Origin of the sequence: Mesorhizobium sp. M0058 (genome assembly GCF_040323095.1) — a bacterium.
Lineage (GTDB): Bacteria > Pseudomonadota > Alphaproteobacteria > Rhizobiales > Rhizobiaceae > Mesorhizobium.
Genome location: NZ_JAMYUQ010000021.1, coordinates 14,832 through 33,451 on the forward strand (window position 1 = coordinate 14,832; position 18,620 = coordinate 33,451).

An 18,620-nucleotide genomic window follows, 5' to 3' on the forward strand; every position below is an offset into this window, starting at 1 on the left:
CTGCAATCTTTGGTCCTGCCATGCAATTCCCCATCAGAAAGCCTTCGGACAGCTGAACGCGGAGAGCGCCGGCAGCGTGAACGGATTACCGTCCTTCCCGGTCTTGATCGTGTAGGCGACATCGCGCCCGCCGATGAGGAAATGCGCTTCGAGACTGTCGCCATTGGCGGTGACCTGCCCCTTGTCCAGCAATCGTTTCAACGCCCAGGGACCGTCGAACTTGATTGCGGACTCGCGGCCGGGCAGCTCCGGCGTCAGGCTGAGACTGGCCGAACCGGTCTTGCCCGGCCACGGAATCAGGCCCGGCGTGTTGCCGGCTTGGGTGGCCTGCAGCACCTGGCCGTCGATATTGAGCAGCGCCATGTCGGCATCGCCATGCAGCGACAGCGGCGTGAAGGTGATGTTGATCGACGGCACCGGCCCGCCGAGCGGAAAGAAAGCCGCGCGGATTTGTGCCGCGAGCTGAAAGTTCTTCAGCGTCGATTTCGCCAGATTGCGGCCGAACCTGGTGTCCTGTTTCCAGTCCCAGTCCTGGCCGCTCATGTCGACCAGCGACGCCAGGTTCTGCGCGAAAAACCGGTCGAGAACCCCGCCCGGAGAAAACAATCTGGCAAAATCCGCCATGGCGACATCGTCGGTGCCGGCGGGGGCGAATGGAAAGCGCCCGGCAATCACCTCTTCGCACGGACGGCCGACGGTCTCCTCCAGCATCTCGTTGAGACGCGTGGTCGATGTTTCGGCGACGGTGCCCTCGAAATCGTCCGCCGCCGCGCTCACCATCCTGGCCAGCGCCTTCGGCAGCCGCGAAGCATTGGCGCGCAACGTCGAGATCTGCAGCTGCAGATTGGCGTTGGCCTGGTCCGTCTGGGCGGGGACATCGGCGGCCAGCCGCACGCTCTGATAGATTTCGCGGAAATTCTGGGTGAGGGCGTCGAGCGGCCGCTGCCCCGGCGCCCCGGCCACCAAAGCCTGGAAAGACCGGAACTGGGCTTCGATGTTGGCGCCGGGATCCTGGTTCTGCGTACTGACAAAGGCGGTCCCGGCCCTGCTCTGCGATTTGCGCGCTGCAAGCTCGATGCCGATGCGGGCGAGGCCCTTGGCGCGTGCCGCGATTTCCTGGCCGCTGTCTTGAGACGGCGCAGCCGGATTGCGCTCTTGCGTCAAAGCTGTTTCGCGCGCGATCGCCTCGAACAGCTGCATCAGCGGCGAACTCGGTGATCCCGCTGCGGACAGCGCCAGATATTGCGGTTTGTCGGCGGCCATTGCCTTGAACTTCAACCTGTCGAGCACCTCGTTCCACGCCGCCGCAAAGCCCTTGCCATAGCGATCGAGCAGCTCCGGGCCGAGCTTGAGCAATTCCTGGTCGAAACCGCCTTGCTCGCCGCTCGAGCCGATCACCCATTGATCGTCGACCAGCGCCTGCGCGCTCCTGGCAAGTTGCGTCAGATAGAAGTCGAAGCCGGCATGGGTGTAGAGACCGGGGACGCGAAGGCCGGCGAGATCGTTTCCGTCATTGCGCTCGAACAGCATCGGCGCCTCCGCGCCGGCTTGCGATGACACCGAAAAATCGTCCAGCGCCGCCGCATAGGTGGCCGACTGGATGAGCGCGGTGGCGCGATCGGCAAGGCTCATGCGGCCGAGCGAGCGCTGGGCGGATTCGACCAGCGTGCGGTTGAGTTCGAACGAGGGATCCTGGTCGTTGTCGAGCGCCAGCATGGCGCGCAAATGCTTCTCCAATTGCGCCCGGCCGTCGCGATTGTGGGCGCCGGGATAGCGGTTCTGTTCCCAGTCCCGTTTCAGCCAGGTGACGACCAGCTCGTCATCCACTTTCGGCGCCTTGCCGCCTAGCATCAGGTAAATCTTCAGCGGCTCGTACAGCGCCATCGGATCGGCCATCCTGGCCTCGATCGTGCGTTCGAGCTGGAACAGCAGGCGCGAGCGGAACATCCGCTCCAGCCCCTGCCGGTAGGCGGTCTCGGAGGCCGAAAGGATACGCTCACGCTGGCTGAGGCCGAACGTCGCCGTGGCCGGGGTGGGCTGGTCTCTCGTATCGTAGCCGGCCGGCAGGCCGCGCAGCGCATCGAGCGCGCCGATGACGGTTTCGAGGTCGGCATCCAACACCGTCGTGCTGGCCAGCAGCGGCGCGGCTGTCGCGCGGTATTGGCCTGCCGCCTGGCCGGTCGCGGCGACCAGCGATTTGTTGGTCGTAAAGCTCAGGCCGAGAACGCCAAGCGCGGCGATCGCTATGGCCGCGATCGCTGTCAGGCCGGCGTAGCGGGCGATCGCAACGCGCCTGTCGGCCGCCCTGTCATAGGACACCCAGCCGGACTCGGCGAAAATGACGCGGCTCAACAGATCGTGCAGGAAGAAGCTTTTGCCGGTGCCGGAAAGATGCGCCTGGGCATTCCTGCCGAAACTGCGGCCTATGCTGCCCAGCAACTGGTCGATCGGCGTGCCTTCCTGCGTGCCGGAAGAAAAATACAGGCCGCGCAGGGGGGCGTTCAGCTGCTTGCGCGTCGGCTCGAAAACGCCCTCGAGGAAATTCACGATCCGGCCTTTCAGCGCACCGAGCTGCGCGGCGAAGCCGAAAATGGCGATGCGCGCGACCGGATCGGTCTCCGCCTGCAGCCGCTCGCTCATCTCTTCGGTCAGGCGCTTCACCAGCGCGTCGAATTCGGCTGGCGCTTCTGCGACCATGTTCAGGCCGCGCTCGGCGGTCTGGAAGGTCGCGCCCCACACCTTGCGCCGGCGTGCTTCGTCGAAACCGCCGAAATATTCCATGAATCCGGAGACCAGGTCGGCCTTGGTGAACAGCACGTAGACGGGAAAGCGGACCTTCAGGACCTCGTGGATTTCCTGCAGGCGGCTGCGGATCTCGGCGACACGGGCCGCCTGCTCTCCGTCCGCCATCAGATCGGCAAGGCTGATCGCCAGGATGACGCCATTGATCGGCTGACGCGTCCGGTGCCGCTTGAGCAGCGACAGGAACGCCAGCCAGCTTTTGCTGTCGGTCCGTGCATGGGAATCCTGCGTCGTGTAGCGCCCGGCCGTGTCGATCAGCACCGCCTCGTCGGTGAACCACCAGTCGCAATTGCGCGTACCGCCGACACCCGCCACCGGCTGCGCCTGGCCCGACCCGGCAAGCGGAAAGTTCAGGCCGGAATTGACCAGCGCGGTGGTCTTGCCGGCGCCCGGCGGGCCGATGACGATGTACCAGGGGACGTCGTAGAGGAAGTTGCGCTTGCCGCTCGACTGCCTGAGCGTCGCGACTGCTTCGTTCATGCGAGCTTCCAGCACCTTTGCATCGCTGCCGTCATCCTCGGCGCTGGCCATGGCGGCCTCCAGCGCCTTCTGCGCCTTGCGCCTGCGCCAGAACCGGATTGCATAGATGATCGCCACCGTTCCGACGACGATGCCGATGATCGCTGCCCGCAGCCAGATGGGATCCAACGGCCGGGCGCCGGCAAAGCGGATTAACGGGCCGGCGTACCAGACCGCGGCGGCAAAGCCGGCGAGCGCGAGCGCGCTGAAGATGCGCAGCAGCCAGCCGGTCACAGCATCTCCTCCCGCGGGATCATTACATCGACACGGCGGTTTTTGGCGCGGCCGTCCGGCGTTGCATTGTCGGCGATGGGCTCGTCCTCGCCCTTGCCCTCGACCTTTGTCCGCGACGGATCGCTGAAATGCGCTGCGATCATCTTTTCCACCGACTGGGCACGTGCGACGGAGAGGTCGAAATTCGATTTGAAGGCGCTGGTCTTCTTCGGTTTGACGTTGTCGGTGTGGCCGACGATCCGGATCGGCCCGCGCTCCGCGTCGAGAGCCGCCGCGATGCTGGCGGCCACCGGCTCGAACTCCGGCTTGACCTCGGCTCGTCCCGACTGGAACAGCAGGGCGTTGCTGATTTCCACGATGATGAAATCACCCTTGGTGCCGACGCTGACGCCGCCGCCTTCGATCTCCTTGGCCAAGGCAGTGCGGATGCGATCGACCTGCGCAATCGTCGTTGGCGCTGCGACGACTTTCACCTCCTCGGTCAGCGGCACGAAACCGGTGCGCTCGATGGTGACCGGCGTCGCCGGATTGAGCGCCAGCAACTCGCCGGCAACAGCCTCGCCATCATTGGTGATGAGGACCCGCAGCGTGAAAAAGGCTGCGGTCAAAGCCGCCGCGCTTGCAGCGGCTATGGCCCAGAGCGGAACCCGCCTGGAGCCTTGCGCTGATGTGACCGACAAGCCTTGCCAGCGCGGCGAGATGTCGTCGTCACCGGGGACGCGGAAATAGGCTGATGTCTCGTAGACGTCGCGGCGGACCCGTTCGAGGCTCTCGCGCGGCTGGCCGCGATACTGGCCTTCGAAGCCAAGCGACAGGCAGGCATGCATCAGCTCGATGAGATTGCGGTGAGGTTCCGGCGTCGCCAGCACCGTGTTCAGCGCCTGGAAGAAACCTGCGCCGGTGGGTTTGAGCTGGAAGAAGCGCTGCAGCATGGCGTGCTGCGCCCACGCATCCCGGCTGGAACCGGGCAGATTGGCGATGATATCGTCGGCGGTTTCGCAAAGCACATAGCTGGCGATGCGCGCATCCTCTTCCGAAGTATCGGTCCTGACGATCTTGCGGTCGAAATCCTCGATCAGGCCGGCGACATGCTGCGCCAGCGGCTCGGCCGGTCTTTCGACGGCCACCAGCCGCAGATGCCCAAGCAGCATCAGCAAGGGCGCCGCGGCAGCGACGATCGGGTTGGCCGCGCCATAGTCGACGCCATCGCTGGCACCGAGCAGCGCATCCAGCGGCGTTTTCCCAGCCGTCCCGGCTGAACCGTGAACGGACCGATCGGCCGGCGCCTCAGTGAAGGGGGTACCCTGACAGATCACCGTCCCCGTGACGTCGGACGGCGGCTGGCGGCCGGCGTTGGGATCGAAAACCGTGGGTTCCGGGACGCTGGCAGGGGCGATCACCGTACTGCCGGGGGCCGGCGCATCGCGGGCGAGAACCGTCTTTTGCTTGCGGCCGGGATTGGGGCGGCTGGGGCGGATGACGGTTTTGCCGGTCGGATCGAAAGGATCATCCTTCGAGCTCATCGCCGATCCCTGCCTCTACGCCCGCGCGCCGCGACGCACAGCGCCATGTCCGCGCAAACGCGGACCGCAGGACGCTATCTCGCCGTGACATGACATGTGCCGCAGACCCCCGAGGTCGACCAACCGTACCCGCGTGCTCAATCGTCGTATGTGATCGTAGTCTCAGAAGGTTGCGATGGAAACCCGGCGCAATTTTGGTGGCCGGCCCGTGCTCGGGTCGCCTTCACGGTGTCTTCAGCGGTGCGCGGGCTTAGCCCTTGCCGGTCTTCTGTTTGGCGGCCTTGGCATAGGCTTCACTGAAATAGGTGAGGAATATGTCCAGCATGCCGTTCTCGTGCGCTTCCTCCTTGGCCCGCCAGGTCGCGACCAGCGCGTCCCAGGCGCGCGTCTTCTTCGAGGCAAAGGAGGATGGCGGCAGTTTTTTCGCAATCGCCTCGGGCGACAGATCGTCAAGCAACCGCGACAGCGCTGCCTGCATGGCGGCGAAGGTGGCGAATTCATGTGTTTTGAGGTCGTGGAAAGCGTCTTCGATGCTGTGCCTGGCATCGAGATAGCCGGCCCTGCGCCGCGCGAACATGATGTCGAGGATTTCGTCTGTCCCGGGCACGAACTTCAGCGGATTGTTGTCGGCGGAATTGATCATGGTCCGGTCGCTGGTCTTGGCCAGGACTTTTGCAGCGGCGCGCGCCTTCAACAGCAACACCAGCTCGTCGACGACGATGCGCAGCACCGCGCCGATCTCGCCGGCTACCTCCTGCGGTTGGCGCAGCAAAAGCACCTCTGGCGGAATGCCGGCGCCGGCGGCAATCGCGCGCAGGATCTCGTCGGCTTGCTGCGGCCGGCTGGAGACCGAAGCGGGTGGCGCGGTCGGTGACCGTGGCGATGCGACATGGTCTGGAAAGGATCCGGCAACGGGCATCTGCCGTTGCGTCGAACCATGGCCACCGAAGGCTGGGTTCCCGTCATCGATCGACACCGAGACGATATAGCGGCCGATCCGGAGCCGGTCACCTTGCGCCAACCGATGCGGGCCGGTCAGGCGCTGGCTCGACCCGTTGACGAATGTGCCGTTGCGCGAGACGTCGTGGAGAAAAAAGGCGCCGCCTTCGTAGCGGATTTCGCAATGTCGGCCGGAGATGAACTTGTCCGGATCGGGCAAGGTCCAGGCGCAGTTCTCCCGCCCGATCTCGAAGCCGCGGTCGCGCGATGCGTAGCCGGGCGGCAGCCCGGCAGGCAGGACATCGACATTGCTGATCTGCAGACTGATGAACATGCGCTATGGACCGTCGACCGCTGCCGTTTCCATTGATCCGATGTGCCACAGTCTAGCAGCTTGCGGGCACAGCGGGAGAGCGGCGTTTCACACTGGCGAAAGCGGCGCAAACAGCAACGGCCTGCCGCTTGTCCTCTTTGGTCTGCCATAGAACATGTGGTAGGCTCAACATGGCTTGGGTGGCAAGTTGCGAAATATCCCTGAACGTGAGGTCGTTAACACAAGAAGGGCTTCGAACCTGCCACACTAGCGCTCAGGAGGGGCACGACCCATGCCGAGTGAACAACGCGCCGCGCTTGTGCAGACGCCGGTCGGCGCCGAACTGTTGACTTTCACGCATCTCGTCGGCCGCGACGAGATCAGCCGCTGCCTTGCCTACACCGTTGGATTTGTTTCGACCAATGCCGATATCGACCCGCTGAAGATGCTGGGCGGCGCCGTTTCGATCGAAGGCGAGGCCGACCCCAAGCGCTGGTTCAGCGGCCTCATCGCCGAGTTTCGCCTTACCCGCATCGAAGATCGGCTGGCTCACTATGAGGCGGTCGTCAGGCCGTGGCTGTGGTTCCTCGGCAATACCACCGACTGCCGCATTTTCCAGGACAAGACCGCCGTCGAGATCGTGGAGGAGATTTTCTCCAAATATGGCGGCATCGCCAAGTTCGAGAAGCGCTTGCAAGGCTCCTATCCGCCGCGCGAATATTGCGTGCAGTACGACGAGAGCGACCTCGATTTCGTGCAGCGGTTGCTCGAGCATGAAGGCATAATGTACTTCTTCGAGCATGCCGAGGGTGAGCACACACTGATCCTGGCCGACGCCATGAGCAAGCTCAAGCCGGCGCCGGGCTATGAGACGGTGCTATATCAGTTCGAAGGGCAGGGCTCGCGCCGCGACGTCGAATACATCACCGACTGGATTCCAGGCAGCGCGGTGCGCCCCGGCGCCTATGCCCACACCGATTATGACTTCGAAAAACCCGCCGCCGATTTGATGGCGAAGTCGGCGCAGCCCTTCGGCCACAAGCAGGCCGCGGGCGAGAACTATCGCCACCCCGGCGCGCATCTGGAAGTCGGGCGCGGCGACAGCCTGGCGGCGATCAGGCGCGAAGAAATCCAGGCGCCACACCTGCGCATTGCCGCCGTCGGCACGGTGCGCGGCCTGTTCTCCGGCTGCACCTTCAAGCTCGACGGCTTTCCGCGCGACGACCAGAACAAGGAGTATCTGGTGATCAGCGCCGAGTACCGGCTGTTCGATCCGGGCTATCGCGCCGGCGTCGACACCGATGGCGAGAATTTCAAGGTGGTGCTCGGTGTGGCGCCGACCTCAGTTGCTTATCGGCCGCCGCGCATCACGCCAAGGCCGATCATGCGCGGCCCGCAGACGGCGACCGTGGTCGGTCCGTCCGGCGAGGAGATCTTCACCGACAAATATGCCAGGGTGAAGGTGCAGTTCCACTGGGACCGCCTCGGCAAGAAGGACCAGAAGAGCTCCTGCTTCGTGCGGGTGTCGCAGACCTGGGCCGGCAGCGGCTGGGGCTTCATCCAGATCCCGCGCATCGGGCAGGAAGTCATCGTCGATTTCATCGAAGGCAATCCCGACCTGCCGATCATCACCGGCAGGGTCTACAACGCCTCGCAGATGCCGCCCTACGGACTGCCCGGCAACGCCACGCAGTCGGGCTGGAAGTCCAACTCGTCGAAGGGCGGTGGCGGCTACAACGAGCTGATGTTCGAGGACAAGGCCGGCTCGGAGCTGGTCAACTTCCAGGCGCAGAAGGACCACCACCTTCTGATCAAGAATGATCGCCAGAAGCTGGTCCAGCACGACCAGTCCGACCGCATCGACCACGACGCCAAGCACTCCGTCGGCCACAACCTCGACGAGGACGTCGGCAACAACAAGACGGTCAAGGTCGGCGTCGACCAGACGACGAATATCGGGTCGAACGACACCGAGACGGTCGGCAAGAACCGCTCGCTGACGGTGGGCATCGACGAGACGATCGGCATCGGTTCGAACTCCACCGAGACGATCGGCGCCAACCACACCCAGACCGTGGCGATCGTGCAGACCATCACGGTCGGTGCGGCGCGGGTCGATACCGTTGGGGCCTCCGAGACCCGAACCGTGGGTGCGGTGCAGACCAATACCATCGGCGCGACACGCTCAATGACCGTGGGCATCAGCCAGACGCACAGCATAGGCACGAGCGATACATGGACCATAGGCGCGGGACAGAGCATCAGCATCGGTGCCGGACAGTCGGTTGCGATCGCTACATCCCAGACGACGGACGTAGGCGCCTCGCGCGCCGCCAACATCAAGTCGAACGACAGCACCGACGTCGGCGGCGGTTACATCCTGAAGGTAGCGAAGGGCAGCCTTACCGACGTGAAGGAGAATACCGGCATCAAGGTCGGTAAGAGCCTGTCAGTGGAAGCAGCTGACGACATTACCCTCAAGTGCGGCAGCTCCAAGATAGTGATGAAGAAGGACGGTACGATCATCATCGAGGGCAAGGATATCACGGTGAAGGGTTCAGGGAAAATCAACGTCAAGGCGTCGAGCGATGTCATCATCAAAGGCTCGAAGATCAACGAGAATTGAGGGACGTGATGGGCAGGGTCAAGAGCACGATCGATGGCGTTGTGATCGGAGTTTTCATGGGGTTCGGCGAACAAGGCGTACCCCTCGTGGTCTTTGCCGGCAATCCCGAGGAAACGGCGCAGCCTGCGCGCAGCCTCAGCGAATTGTCTTCCGATATGGTCGGCAAGGAGGTGGCGCTGCTTTTCCAGGAGGGCGATCCGCGCAAGCCGCTGATCGTCGGTCGCATCGTCGAGCCGGCGCGCAGGCCCGGCGTCGAGGTTATCCGCGACGGCAAGCGTGTGCGCATCCGCGCCAATGACCGGCTCGAACTGCGTTGCGGCAAGGCATCCATCGTGATGGATAGTGATGGCCAGATCGTCATCCGCGGTACATACTTGGTCAGCCACTCCAGCGGGCCGAATCATATCCGTGGCGGCTCGATCAATCTGAACTGATGTCGCCCGTCGAAAGTTTCCATCGCCCACGCATCGCTAGCCTTGTGGTTAGGCAGCACGCGGAACTGGTAGCCTTTCTTTGGGTGCAGCGTGAGAGCCTTCTTGCGCAAGAGCCACCCGCGGCGGTGGCGGCTAAGGATATCGACGACCGTATCGAAGCCAACATGGACGGACTGCGCATCGCAGGCCAGGCCGCGTGGCCGAGCCTGCTCCAGCAACTGCAAGACTATCCTTACAGTGGGGAACTGTTTGCCTTTGCCTGGACCGCGATCGAGTTCAACGATCCAGTCAGGCTTTCAGAAGCGGTGGGGCATGCCCGCGAGCTGACACCGAGCCCGGACGGGTTCATCGGCGCGCTGCGGTGGCACGCGGCCGACCGAATCGGACCGCATGTGAGGGACTGGATCACCGATGCCGACGCCTTCAAACGCTTTCTCGGCGTTTCGGCATGTCTGGTGCATTCGGTCGATCCAAAGAACCTGCTGCCGCGGCTAGCCCGCGATCCCGATCCCCGCGTTCGTGCGGCGGGCTTACGGCTGGTGGGCGTTCTCAAACGAACCGATCTTGCCGGCGAGGCGAACGCTGCGCTCAACGATTCCGACGAAGATGCGCGATTCTGGTCGGCATGGTCGCTGGTTGAACTGGGTCATGCCCGGTTGGCGCAAAACGCATTGAGGGCAGCGGTTGAAGCGCCGGGGAAGGACAGGCTGATAGCGCTCCGTGCCGCGATCAAGAGCGGGCCTGAAACGGAAGTTCGGGCATGGCTCGGCGGATTAATGCAGTCGCCCCAGACCGCCTCAATCGCGGTTCGCAGCATCGGCATGTTGGGCGATCGCGGCCGGCTTGCCTGGCTTGTTGAGAGGATGCGCGAGCCGCCGGTATCGATCGCAGCGGGCGCATCATTTGCGGAATTGTTTCCAGAAGCTCCCTGGGATGAACTGTCTTCCGCCTACATGGAAGAGGTTGGCCCGGACTTCATCGACTACTTCAGCGACAGCATTGTACGGGTGCCGCTCGCCGATAAGGTTGCTGAATGGGGCAAGACGGCCGGTGTCCTGCGCGACTGAAACGATGTTACAGCTCTCATTTCCGGTCGGATCAGGCGCCGACGGGATGGCCAAAGAAATACCTCTGCCCCGGGACAAATCTTTTGACGTCGTCGCTATCGAGGAACGTCTCCAGTATTGCCGTCGCCTGAAGCGAATTGAGTTTGACCGGGCTGTCAAAGAAGGCGGCACAGTTCACGCCGGTGGCGGCCTCGAAAATGAGACGATGACGGTGGATGCGGCCTATCTCCGGCGATGCGCTGCCCACCCGTTCAAGCAGCCGCCTTGCAAGCTTGACCACATCGAAAACCTTGCCGCCGAGGATGGGGGTATTGGGGACCGGAAGCTGCGCTCGCACCAGCGACAACGCCGCCGTCACCTTGGGAAAGTAGTCCTGCCGATTGATGATGTGAACAGTCTCTTCATCCTCGGACTCGATGGACTCGTCTGCGCCCCTGATTATCGGTCCGTTGGTGTCCTCGAGCAGATACGACAACTCCCTCTCAATCTGATAGCGGGTCTCTTCGTCCGATGCATCATTGTGCAGCGTCAGCAACATCTCGATCGCGTCAGGGTCCAGCGTCTGGCCCAACGCAATTGTCATGAAATATTCCGTACCAGAGCCGTCTTTTTCGAACGGCTTGAAGACGTCCTTTACAGAACTGAGGTTGCCAGCCAGTCCAGCTAGATTGGTGCCCGCCTGCCAGACGAGATAGGCATCGCTTTCCTTTATGATTGAGGGAATGCGGTGCAGCGCGGACAAGTCGCCCACTTCGCAGGCCAGAAAAAGACCAGCGATCTGTTCCCATATCTCGTCGCTTTGAAGAAGACGCGCTGGATCATAAGAGCTCAAGTCTACACCAGGAACATAGAATCCCAGAGAGAGCTGTTTGAGTTTGGTATCGGGAATTGATGTGTATCTTGCCATAGAAAGACCTTACGGGATTGAGTCATTGACCTTCTCAAGGTCGCTCTGCAAATCTTCGATTTCCTGGCATTCTCCCGAATCCATAATGTCTTGGGGGACTACATTTGACGGCTCATTGCACCCACCGGCCATGTGAGGCGTTGTATGGTTCAAGGAATGGTAGGGCTTCTTGGCGGGGTTAGCGTTTGGCCCTCTTCTGATGGCTGAACCACTTGCCGTTTCCCAGGCCAGAATACAACCGGCCTTCACTCCAGAGTCGAAGGCCAACTTGGCTTCTTGCGCCGGAGTATTGACTCCGCCAGAGGTTCTCGCGCCCTTTGGAATGTCGAAATACATGGCGCAGCCCTGATTGTCATTGTTGTGGACGTTTGGGCACGCCGGCTTGCCAGCCTTTCGCAAGCGCCGATGCTTCGCCTTCAGCTTGAGCATCTTTTTTAGCTTGACCTCGAACTCACCCTTTTTGGCGATCTGGTCGGCGGTCCCAGTCTTCATTTGCTTGATCTTGTTCGTCCAGAACGTCTTTTCCTTAACCACGGGATATGGCTTGCCGGAAGCATCCTTCTGCCATTCGTGCAGCGGGCCACCGCAGCACGGGCACTTCCCGGCCTTCACGGCCGCCTTGGCATCCTTTGCATTCAGCGACTCGAGCGCCGGCGCCGGCGGGGTCGCGCCAACGTAGGACGTGTGGTTGCTTGTCGTGATGTCAAAATGCCGGCAGACGTTCTTGCCTTCGAACTTCACCGACATGCACCAGGCCTGAAAGTATGTTTTGCCGGTGATCTGGTGGGTCACGACCGAAGATCCGAACGTGCGGGTTGCGGCCTCGTTTCCGAGCATCGGCTCCTTGTAGTAGGATTTCTGCGCCAGCGCGGCGGGCTTGCCGCCGATCAGCACGGTCTCGGAGCCTTCCTTCAGATTGTTGGAGAACGACGTGTCCGGGTAGGGAATTGGGATGGGCCCGGCCGGTGGGGATGGCGGCGAAAGGCAGACATCCGGAAACCGCGCGATCGACTTGTTCATGCCGTTATTTCCGGCAATCTCCCATTTTTCCGCGAAGACGTTCTTGGTCATCTCTCTCGACCCTATGCTGTAACGATCGCCGCTGCGCGGTTACCAAACGTCGAACTGCCGTAGAGCACCGCGGAAGGCCCCGGTGCATAGCCGCGCCGGAAGGCTTGCTCGGCCCATGCGAACTGGATGGAACCGGCAGCCGCTCCGCAGTCGCCGATGCAGCCCGCCGCCAGCCAGACCAGTTGTTGCGGCCTGACTGTGCGCATCACCCGCATTTGCGCCACCACCAACTCCTCGAAAGCATAGGATTCGCCGGCGACGTCGGACAGGCGGAAGGCAACATCGTGAATCTCTACCCTGGCTTCCGCCAGGGCCGTCCGCAGCGCAGAGGCCAGGCCATCTGCGCGAAACGGCTCCTCGTTGAGCACTGTCGCGGTCTCGCGCGCCAAGCCGAGGCCATGCACCGTCACATGTGATTCGAGCAGCGGACGAGCGCTGACGACGGAGATGCTCGCCGCCTCGCCAGGAATGAGGCCATCCGTGACGATGCTCGTTTTTAGACGGCCCGCCTTGTCGAGCCAGCCGAGGGTGCGCGAATCGATGAGCGTATCCACGGCCACGATGATACAGGCGGGAACTTTGCGTTCGGCGAGCAGTTTGCGCGCGTGCCAGATGCCGACGAAGGTGGACACTGCCCCTTCCGTCACATGCACGGAATGCGGTCCGACAAGAGATGCCCCATTGGGCAGCGCCAGCCCGCCCACAATGCCGTTGAGGCGCGCGCCCGGAAACTGCGGTTCACGCGTACACAAGATGATCGGCATCTCGCCCCAGGGCAGCCGGTCCGCCTGTTTTGGGTCAACCTGATCGGCGGCCAGACGCGTCAGGGCGGCAACGCGATCGCGGCCGCGCATCGTCGCCGGCAGGGCATCCACTGACGCGCCACGTATTGGCTCGCCGTCGGCGTCGCGATAGGAGAGTTCGGCGAACGCCGCTATATTTGCCCGCATCGCGGCCGCCGTACTCCCCGCCGAATAGCCGACCGGCGACACGAGGCTGAGGCAGGAAATGACCGTCATTTTAGCCGCCTTATTTCCTTCAGGGCGGCAACTGCGACTTTCAGCCCCGCATAGTGCGGCTTCTCGCCGTCGCGGGGGATGAGGTCGTTGCCGACTTGAACCTCCTCAAGTCTCACGAACTTGCGCGGCAGCTTCGTGCTTACCCGGCCCACCAGCACGATTCTGCTCTCGTGCGGAACGATGATGAGCGTATCAGGCACCATCGTTTTTCGTTCCAAATGGTCGTCGAACACGAAGCGCACCGGCACGGACAGTCTCGGCAGTTTTACCCCGAACCGACCTCTTTCGTTCATGCCGATGCAGCCGAAGACCATGCCCTCGTCCAATCTGTCGAGCCATTGGTCCTGGGGCGCCGCCTGGAAGTAGCGGTCGTCGAAATCCTGCGGCAGGAAGGGCAGCACGTTGTCCATCCAATGCTTGTCATAGGTGCCGGCATATCTCGCCCGCTCCTTGGCGAAGCGTGGTACAGGACCAAAGCCGATCGGCCTGGGCCTGTCGTTCCAGATCGCCATGCGCGATTGCGGGTGCTCGACACAAGGCAGCGGCGTGCCGTCAATATTACCCTGGCCGACAAGGTAGCCGCTGCCGATCGGGTTGACGGCGTCGCCACGATGCTTAGCAGGATCAGGATCGGATCGGTCAGTGCCGCCAAATGCGAGATGCCACGCCAACGGCATTGAAACAAAGGGGGTCGGGCGCGAGGGCTGGATACCTAAGCCACCTCTGAACCAGCGCCTTTGGCCAGTGACCACCGCGCGCTTGTCCAGTCCCGGCCCAACCAGGCGCACTTCGATTGCTTCCACCTGCCGCCCCTTCGGCGCGACCGCCATGGCATCGAGCAGAACCTCGCATTTCGGTTTGACAGGGGCAAAGTCGGTCTCGACGCGGATGGAGGTGACTTCCGGATCGCCGTAGTGGGTATCGGCGTAGACGAAAGGTGACTGTTCCTTGCTGGGAGTGCAGTTGCCTTGTTCATCGACGTCGTACGTCGCCCTGATCACGGCCACGCAATGCTTCACGCAATGCTTGTCCTGATATGGAAAAGTCTCGGCGAGAAACGGAGTGGTGTTCTGGCTGACGAACATCAGAGTTGCTCCCCCATCAGCTGGTCTCCCAACTGGCGGCGAGCATCTGCTCCAGCGTCGCTTGCGGTGACTGCGGATCGATGTCGAAAATGTCGGAGTGCTTGGTCCACATCACCATGTCGGCGATCAGCTCTTCGCCCGGCTCGATCGGCGGCATTGGCAGGGCCGCCAGTGCAATATCCAGTTCATCGGGCGTCAGCGCGCCCTGCTGGGCGCTGATCGCCGCTTCTTCGATTCCCGCAAACCAGGCTTCGGCATGCGTCAGCATGGCAGATGCTTCAGGCAGCTGCGCAACGACGCTCAGCGGGAACTGCCGGCCGACCTTGTCGGCGCTCTGCAGGATGATGCCGGCCGACGCGCCGAAGGCATTCGGGCCTGCCACAAACCGCAGCGCCATGGCGGGCGGCCAGATATCCTGGCCAAACAGCGGCACCAGATGCTGCGCCAGCCAGCGGTCCCACAGACGCACGAACTCGCCCGTCAGCCGCCGGCTGACGAAGTCGCCGGTGGCGGGCATTTTGCCGTAGAAGCCGGGCAGGATCATATCTGCGGCGGACATGAGAATTTCTTGAACATCTGGAGGTTGTAGGGGTTCTCGACACTTGCCGCCTTGAGCTTGAAATCGGCGTACATGCCTTTCGTCCCCAGCCGCAGGCTGTAGACATCGGACAGCGACGTCCCGGTAAAGCGGCCGCCGCGCAGCATCCTCAGCCACGCCCAGCTACCCGTCTCGTTGAGCATGATTTCGGGCGAGCCGTCGATCGGCTGGAAGGCGAGCGAGATGACGCCGGTGCCGTCCTTGCCGGGCCAGGTCATCGGTTGCGGTCGCGTCGCATTGTTGAAATAGACCAGGTTCTGGCCGTCGAGGTTGAGCGTGACGCGGGTCACGTTGGGCGACAGGTCGGTCGGCTCGAGCGTGAAGGCCATCACCGGGCCCTGACCGCCGGGAAAGAGATCGTCGCGGATGCGCCGCGCCTGCTCGAAGGCGGCAAGTGCGGATGGGTCGAGGCCGAAATCGGCACGCCATTTCCAAGGCTGCGCCGAGGTGTCGACATAGCTGATCAGATGGTCGTTGATGAAGCCGTCGATCATGCCTGCCGGTCCGAACAGGCGGGCGAAGTCGCGCACATTGACGTCGACCGCGCTGTCGGGGCTGAACGGATAGCGGTCGTTGAGCGCGGCCTGGCAGAAGGGCAGGATGTCGGCGCGCCAGATGGCGTTGAGCTCGGAAGCGACGGCCTTCTGCGTCAACCCGCTGGTGTCGCCGGCAATGCCGCTCAGCCAGGTGTTCACGGGGTCGGGCAGGATCTGTGCCTGGCGGGCGACGGCGCCGGTCAGTTCGGCCAGCCCGCCCTGTTTCTTGATCGCGTCCTGCGGGTCGGGATTGGCGGTCACCGTCTGCAGCACATTGGACAGCGCCGTCAGCGCAACGACCGCGGCATCGAGCGCCGGCGGCTGGCCGTCGACCTCCGCAATCGTGCTCTTGAGCGGCTTGAAGTGCTCGGCCACCAACGTGCCGGTCAGGTCGACTTCGCTGGCCGATCCTGCGCGCGGCAGCAGCTTGGCGCCGGTCTTGACGATCTTGCCAAGCTTGCCGAGTTTGCCCAGCAGTTTCGAGCCGCCCTTCGCCGCCGCCTTGTCGTCACCGACCGGCGCGTCGTCCGAGCGGGTGAGGTCGACCTCCTGGACCACCGCCGTCAACAGCCGCTTCAACGCGGAATCGGCACTGGAAAGGTCTTTCAGATTCTCGCTGGCAATGTTGAGGTCGCTGAGCGGCGCCAGCCGCATGTCGCGCAAAAAACTGTCCCACTGCGCGATATAGTCGTCATAGTAGAGCTTCAGGATATCTTCCGACAGCGCCGACACCGACGTCTCGGAATTTTCCGAGCAGCCGCCGGCAAACACGGCGCGGTCGAGTGCCGCCTGGGCGGCGACATCCTCGACCCGGTCGAGGATCGCATCGTGGAAGCCGTCATAGGTGAAGGCGCCTGATATGCCGACGCGCAGCGTCTTGTCGGAGCGTCGCGAAAACACCTTGGCGCCGTTCGGCCCGGCGAAATTGGCGGGGATCCATTCCTTCAATCCGGCCACCGCCGGATCGGCCAGCAATTGCTTGTAGGCCCGCGCCGGCAGCGAGATCGTGCAGACCGTTTTCAGCGCTTCGGCGACCAGCGCCTGGTCGGGCGCGATGTAGCTGTCGTCGACCGCCATGCGCCGGATCGCGGCCAACTGGTGTTCTTCCGCATCGGCGGTCGGGAAGGGCGCGGCCGGCGCGAATTCGGGCAGGTCGTTCACCCACCAATTCTCGACGAAATCCGAATCCATCTGAGACAGGCCGGTCATCATGCGGTAGGTCTTGAGTGCGCCCAGCATGAAGTCCGGATCGCGGATCTGCCGCCACATGGTCGCTTCGAGCAGCGCCACCATCCGCGGCTCCAGCACGTTGCGCAGAGCGTGGTCATAGGTGTCGGTCTGCGCCCGCATCATCTCGGCCGAAGCCGATGGTCCGAGCAGGTCCTGTGCCTTGTTCGGAGGCGCAGTCCTGGCATTGACGACTTCGTCCATGGCGGTCAGGGCAACGTCCATCGCCGGCTGCAGCACCGAGGCGGGCGTCGCCGCGGTCGACGTCAGCGGCGCCTGCAGCGCTTCGAACTGGCCGGCTTGCGCGGCGATGGCGTTGCGATTGTCGTAGTAGGACCAGGTGAACAGGCCGCCGGCGAGTATGGCCGCAGCCGCGCTGGCAGCGGCGGCACCGCGCCAGATCCAGCTGCGGCGGCGCTGCGCCAGCGGATCGAAGGTGCCGAGCCCGGCCTCCTTGAAGATCACCTCGGTCAAAAGGTTCTTGAGGAAGAAGCTGCGCTTCTCGAAGCGCTGCGCCGGCATCGTGCGTCGTGCCGGCAGGCAGAAGGAGGAGGCGAGCGCCGCGGTCAGCCGGTCGATCGGCGCGCCTTCCTGGGTGGCCGAGGTCAGATAGAGGCCGCGCAGCCAGGCCGCCTCCTCGTAGCGGCTCTCGCCGAACATCGCCTCGACCAGCACCTGGATCGGCTCGGACAGGCTTTGCAGCTGTGCGGGAAAGCGGAAGATCTCGGCCCGTTCGGCCAGCTTGTCTTCGTCTTCCAGCCGCGGCACCAGTCGCTTTTCCAGCTCCCTCGACAGCGTCGTGATTTCGCCCGCGATCGTCTTGGCGTCGACGCGTGCATCGAGCGGGAAGGTCGTCCCCCATACCTGTTCGCGCGCCGCCGTCGACAGGCCGCCGAAGAAAGCCTCGAAGCCTCTGATCAGATCGGCCTTGGTCAGCATGAGATAGACCGGCAGGCGGATCTCCAGCCGCTCCTCGAGCTCGGCCAGGCGCCTGCGGATCTTGCGGCCATGCGCCTTGACGGCTTCGTCGCCCTCGGACAGCGCGTCGATCCCAAGCGCAACGATGACGCCGTTGAGCGCACGACGGCCACGATGCTTCTTCAACAGATCGAGGAAACCCAGCCATTCCACGGCGTCGACATCGGGCTGGCTTTCCTGCTGGACATAGCGCCCGGCGGTGTCGATCATCACTGCGTTTTCGGAGAAGAACCAGTCGCAGTTGCGGGTACCGCCGATGCCCTGCAGATCGTCGGTCAGGTCGATCGGAAAGTTGAGGCCGGATTGGCGCAAGGCCGTCGTCTTGCCGGTCGCCGGGGGGCCGACGATCACATACCACGGCATCTCGCGCAGGAATTTGCGGCCGCCGAGCTTGCGGCGCTTCAGCTCGACCATGACGTCCTGGAACTTGGCGCCGACCGCGGCGACGTTTTCCTCGCCCGGGCTGAGCCGCTTTTCCTCGACCGGGGCGGAAATCTCGGCGACGAACATGCGGTTGGCGCGGATTGCCCGGCGCTGCGCGACGATCAGCCAGATCAGCCAGAGGATCACCAAAAGAGCGATGATGACGATGCGCACCGTCTCCGACGCCATCGGCACATAGTCGCCGACCCGTACGATCGGGCCGAATACCCAGATGATCAGCGACAGCAGCGCCAGGCCGATCAGCGTCCACAGGAAACGCGAAGTCAGGACCGCCCAGAGGAAGCGCAGGATGAACATG

Annotated in this window: 12 protein-coding genes; 3 read left to right on the forward strand and 9 right to left on the reverse strand. The window is 63.3% G+C overall.

From position 1 onward, the window contains the following. Window positions 1-33: 33 nt before the first annotated feature. The 3 genes from tssM (NKJ75_RS28355) to tagH form a co-directional block, all read right to left on the reverse strand. Entirely contained in the window at window positions 34-3,555 is a 3,522-nt protein-coding gene (gene tssM / locus NKJ75_RS28355) for a type VI secretion system membrane subunit TssM (protein ID WP_352500460.1), read from the reverse strand. Then, the gene (tssL, locus tag NKJ75_RS28360) at window positions 3,552-5,078 is read right to left on the reverse strand and encodes a type VI secretion system protein TssL, long form (protein ID WP_352500461.1); all 1,527 of its coding nucleotides are present in this window, start codon (window positions 5,076-5,078) and stop codon (window positions 3,552-3,554) included. The genes tssM (NKJ75_RS28355) and tssL overlap by 4 nt, the downstream gene beginning before the upstream one ends. 250 nt (window positions 5,079-5,328) lie before the next feature. Further along, a complete protein-coding gene (gene tagH / locus NKJ75_RS28365; RefSeq protein WP_023692193.1) occupies window positions 5,329-6,351 on the reverse strand; it encodes a type VI secretion system-associated FHA domain protein TagH in 1,023 nt (340 codons plus the stop codon). 271 nt (window positions 6,352-6,622) lie between these two features. Here tagH and NKJ75_RS28370 point away from each other — a divergent pair, with 271 nt between their 5' ends. From NKJ75_RS28370 to NKJ75_RS28380, 3 genes are read left to right on the forward strand one after another with little or no spacing between them, the layout of a single operon-like run. Continuing rightward, on the forward strand, window positions 6,623-8,956 hold the full coding sequence (locus tag NKJ75_RS28370) for a type VI secretion system Vgr family protein (RefSeq protein WP_352500462.1): 2,334 nt from the start codon (window positions 6,623-6,625) through the stop codon (window positions 8,954-8,956). Between the two features lie 8 nt (window positions 8,957-8,964). Next, on the forward strand, window positions 8,965-9,390 hold the full coding sequence (locus NKJ75_RS28375) for a DUF6484 domain-containing protein (protein WP_023726332.1): 426 nt from the start codon (window positions 8,965-8,967) through the stop codon (window positions 9,388-9,390). Then, window positions 9,390-10,457, forward strand: a complete 1,068-nt coding sequence (locus NKJ75_RS28380; protein ID WP_352500463.1) for a HEAT repeat domain-containing protein — start codon at window positions 9,390-9,392, stop codon at window positions 10,455-10,457. The genes NKJ75_RS28375 and NKJ75_RS28380 overlap by 1 nt, the downstream gene beginning before the upstream one ends. Window positions 10,458-10,488: 31 nt before the next feature. Here NKJ75_RS28380 and NKJ75_RS28385 read toward each other — a convergent pair whose 3' ends face one another. Genes NKJ75_RS28385 through tssM (NKJ75_RS28410) form a run of 6 tightly spaced genes read right to left on the reverse strand, consistent with a single transcriptional unit; the run spans window position 10,489 to window position 18,619 of the window. Next, window positions 10,489-11,364, reverse strand: coding sequence for a hypothetical protein (locus tag NKJ75_RS28385; RefSeq protein WP_352500464.1), 876 nt, complete (start codon window positions 11,362-11,364; stop codon window positions 10,489-10,491). 9 nt (window positions 11,365-11,373) lie between these two features. Continuing rightward, window positions 11,374-12,435, reverse strand: coding sequence for a PAAR-like domain-containing protein (locus NKJ75_RS28390; protein WP_023726335.1), 1,062 nt, complete (start codon window positions 12,433-12,435; stop codon window positions 11,374-11,376). Between the two features lie 11 nt (window positions 12,436-12,446). Then, on the reverse strand, window positions 12,447-13,454 hold the full coding sequence (locus NKJ75_RS28395; protein ID WP_023709964.1) for a hypothetical protein: 1,008 nt from the start codon (window positions 13,452-13,454) through the stop codon (window positions 12,447-12,449). After that, window positions 13,451-14,539 carry a DUF2169 family type VI secretion system accessory protein gene (locus NKJ75_RS28400; RefSeq protein ID WP_023695286.1) on the reverse strand — a complete coding sequence of 363 codons (1,089 nt, stop codon included), beginning with the start codon at window positions 14,537-14,539 and terminating at the stop codon, window positions 13,451-13,453. The genes NKJ75_RS28395 and NKJ75_RS28400 overlap by 4 nt, the downstream gene beginning before the upstream one ends. A 16-nt stretch (window positions 14,540-14,555) precedes the next feature. Further along, window positions 14,556-15,098 carry a type VI secretion system-associated protein TagF gene (tagF, locus tag NKJ75_RS28405; RefSeq protein ID WP_352500465.1) on the reverse strand — a complete coding sequence of 181 codons (543 nt, stop codon included), beginning with the start codon at window positions 15,096-15,098 and terminating at the stop codon, window positions 14,556-14,558. After that, entirely contained in the window at window positions 15,080-18,619 is a 3,540-nt protein-coding gene (gene tssM, locus NKJ75_RS28410; RefSeq protein WP_352500466.1) for a type VI secretion system membrane subunit TssM, read from the reverse strand. Before tssM (NKJ75_RS28410) ends, tagF begins: the two co-directional genes overlap by 19 nt. Window position 18,620 lies beyond the last annotated feature (1 nt).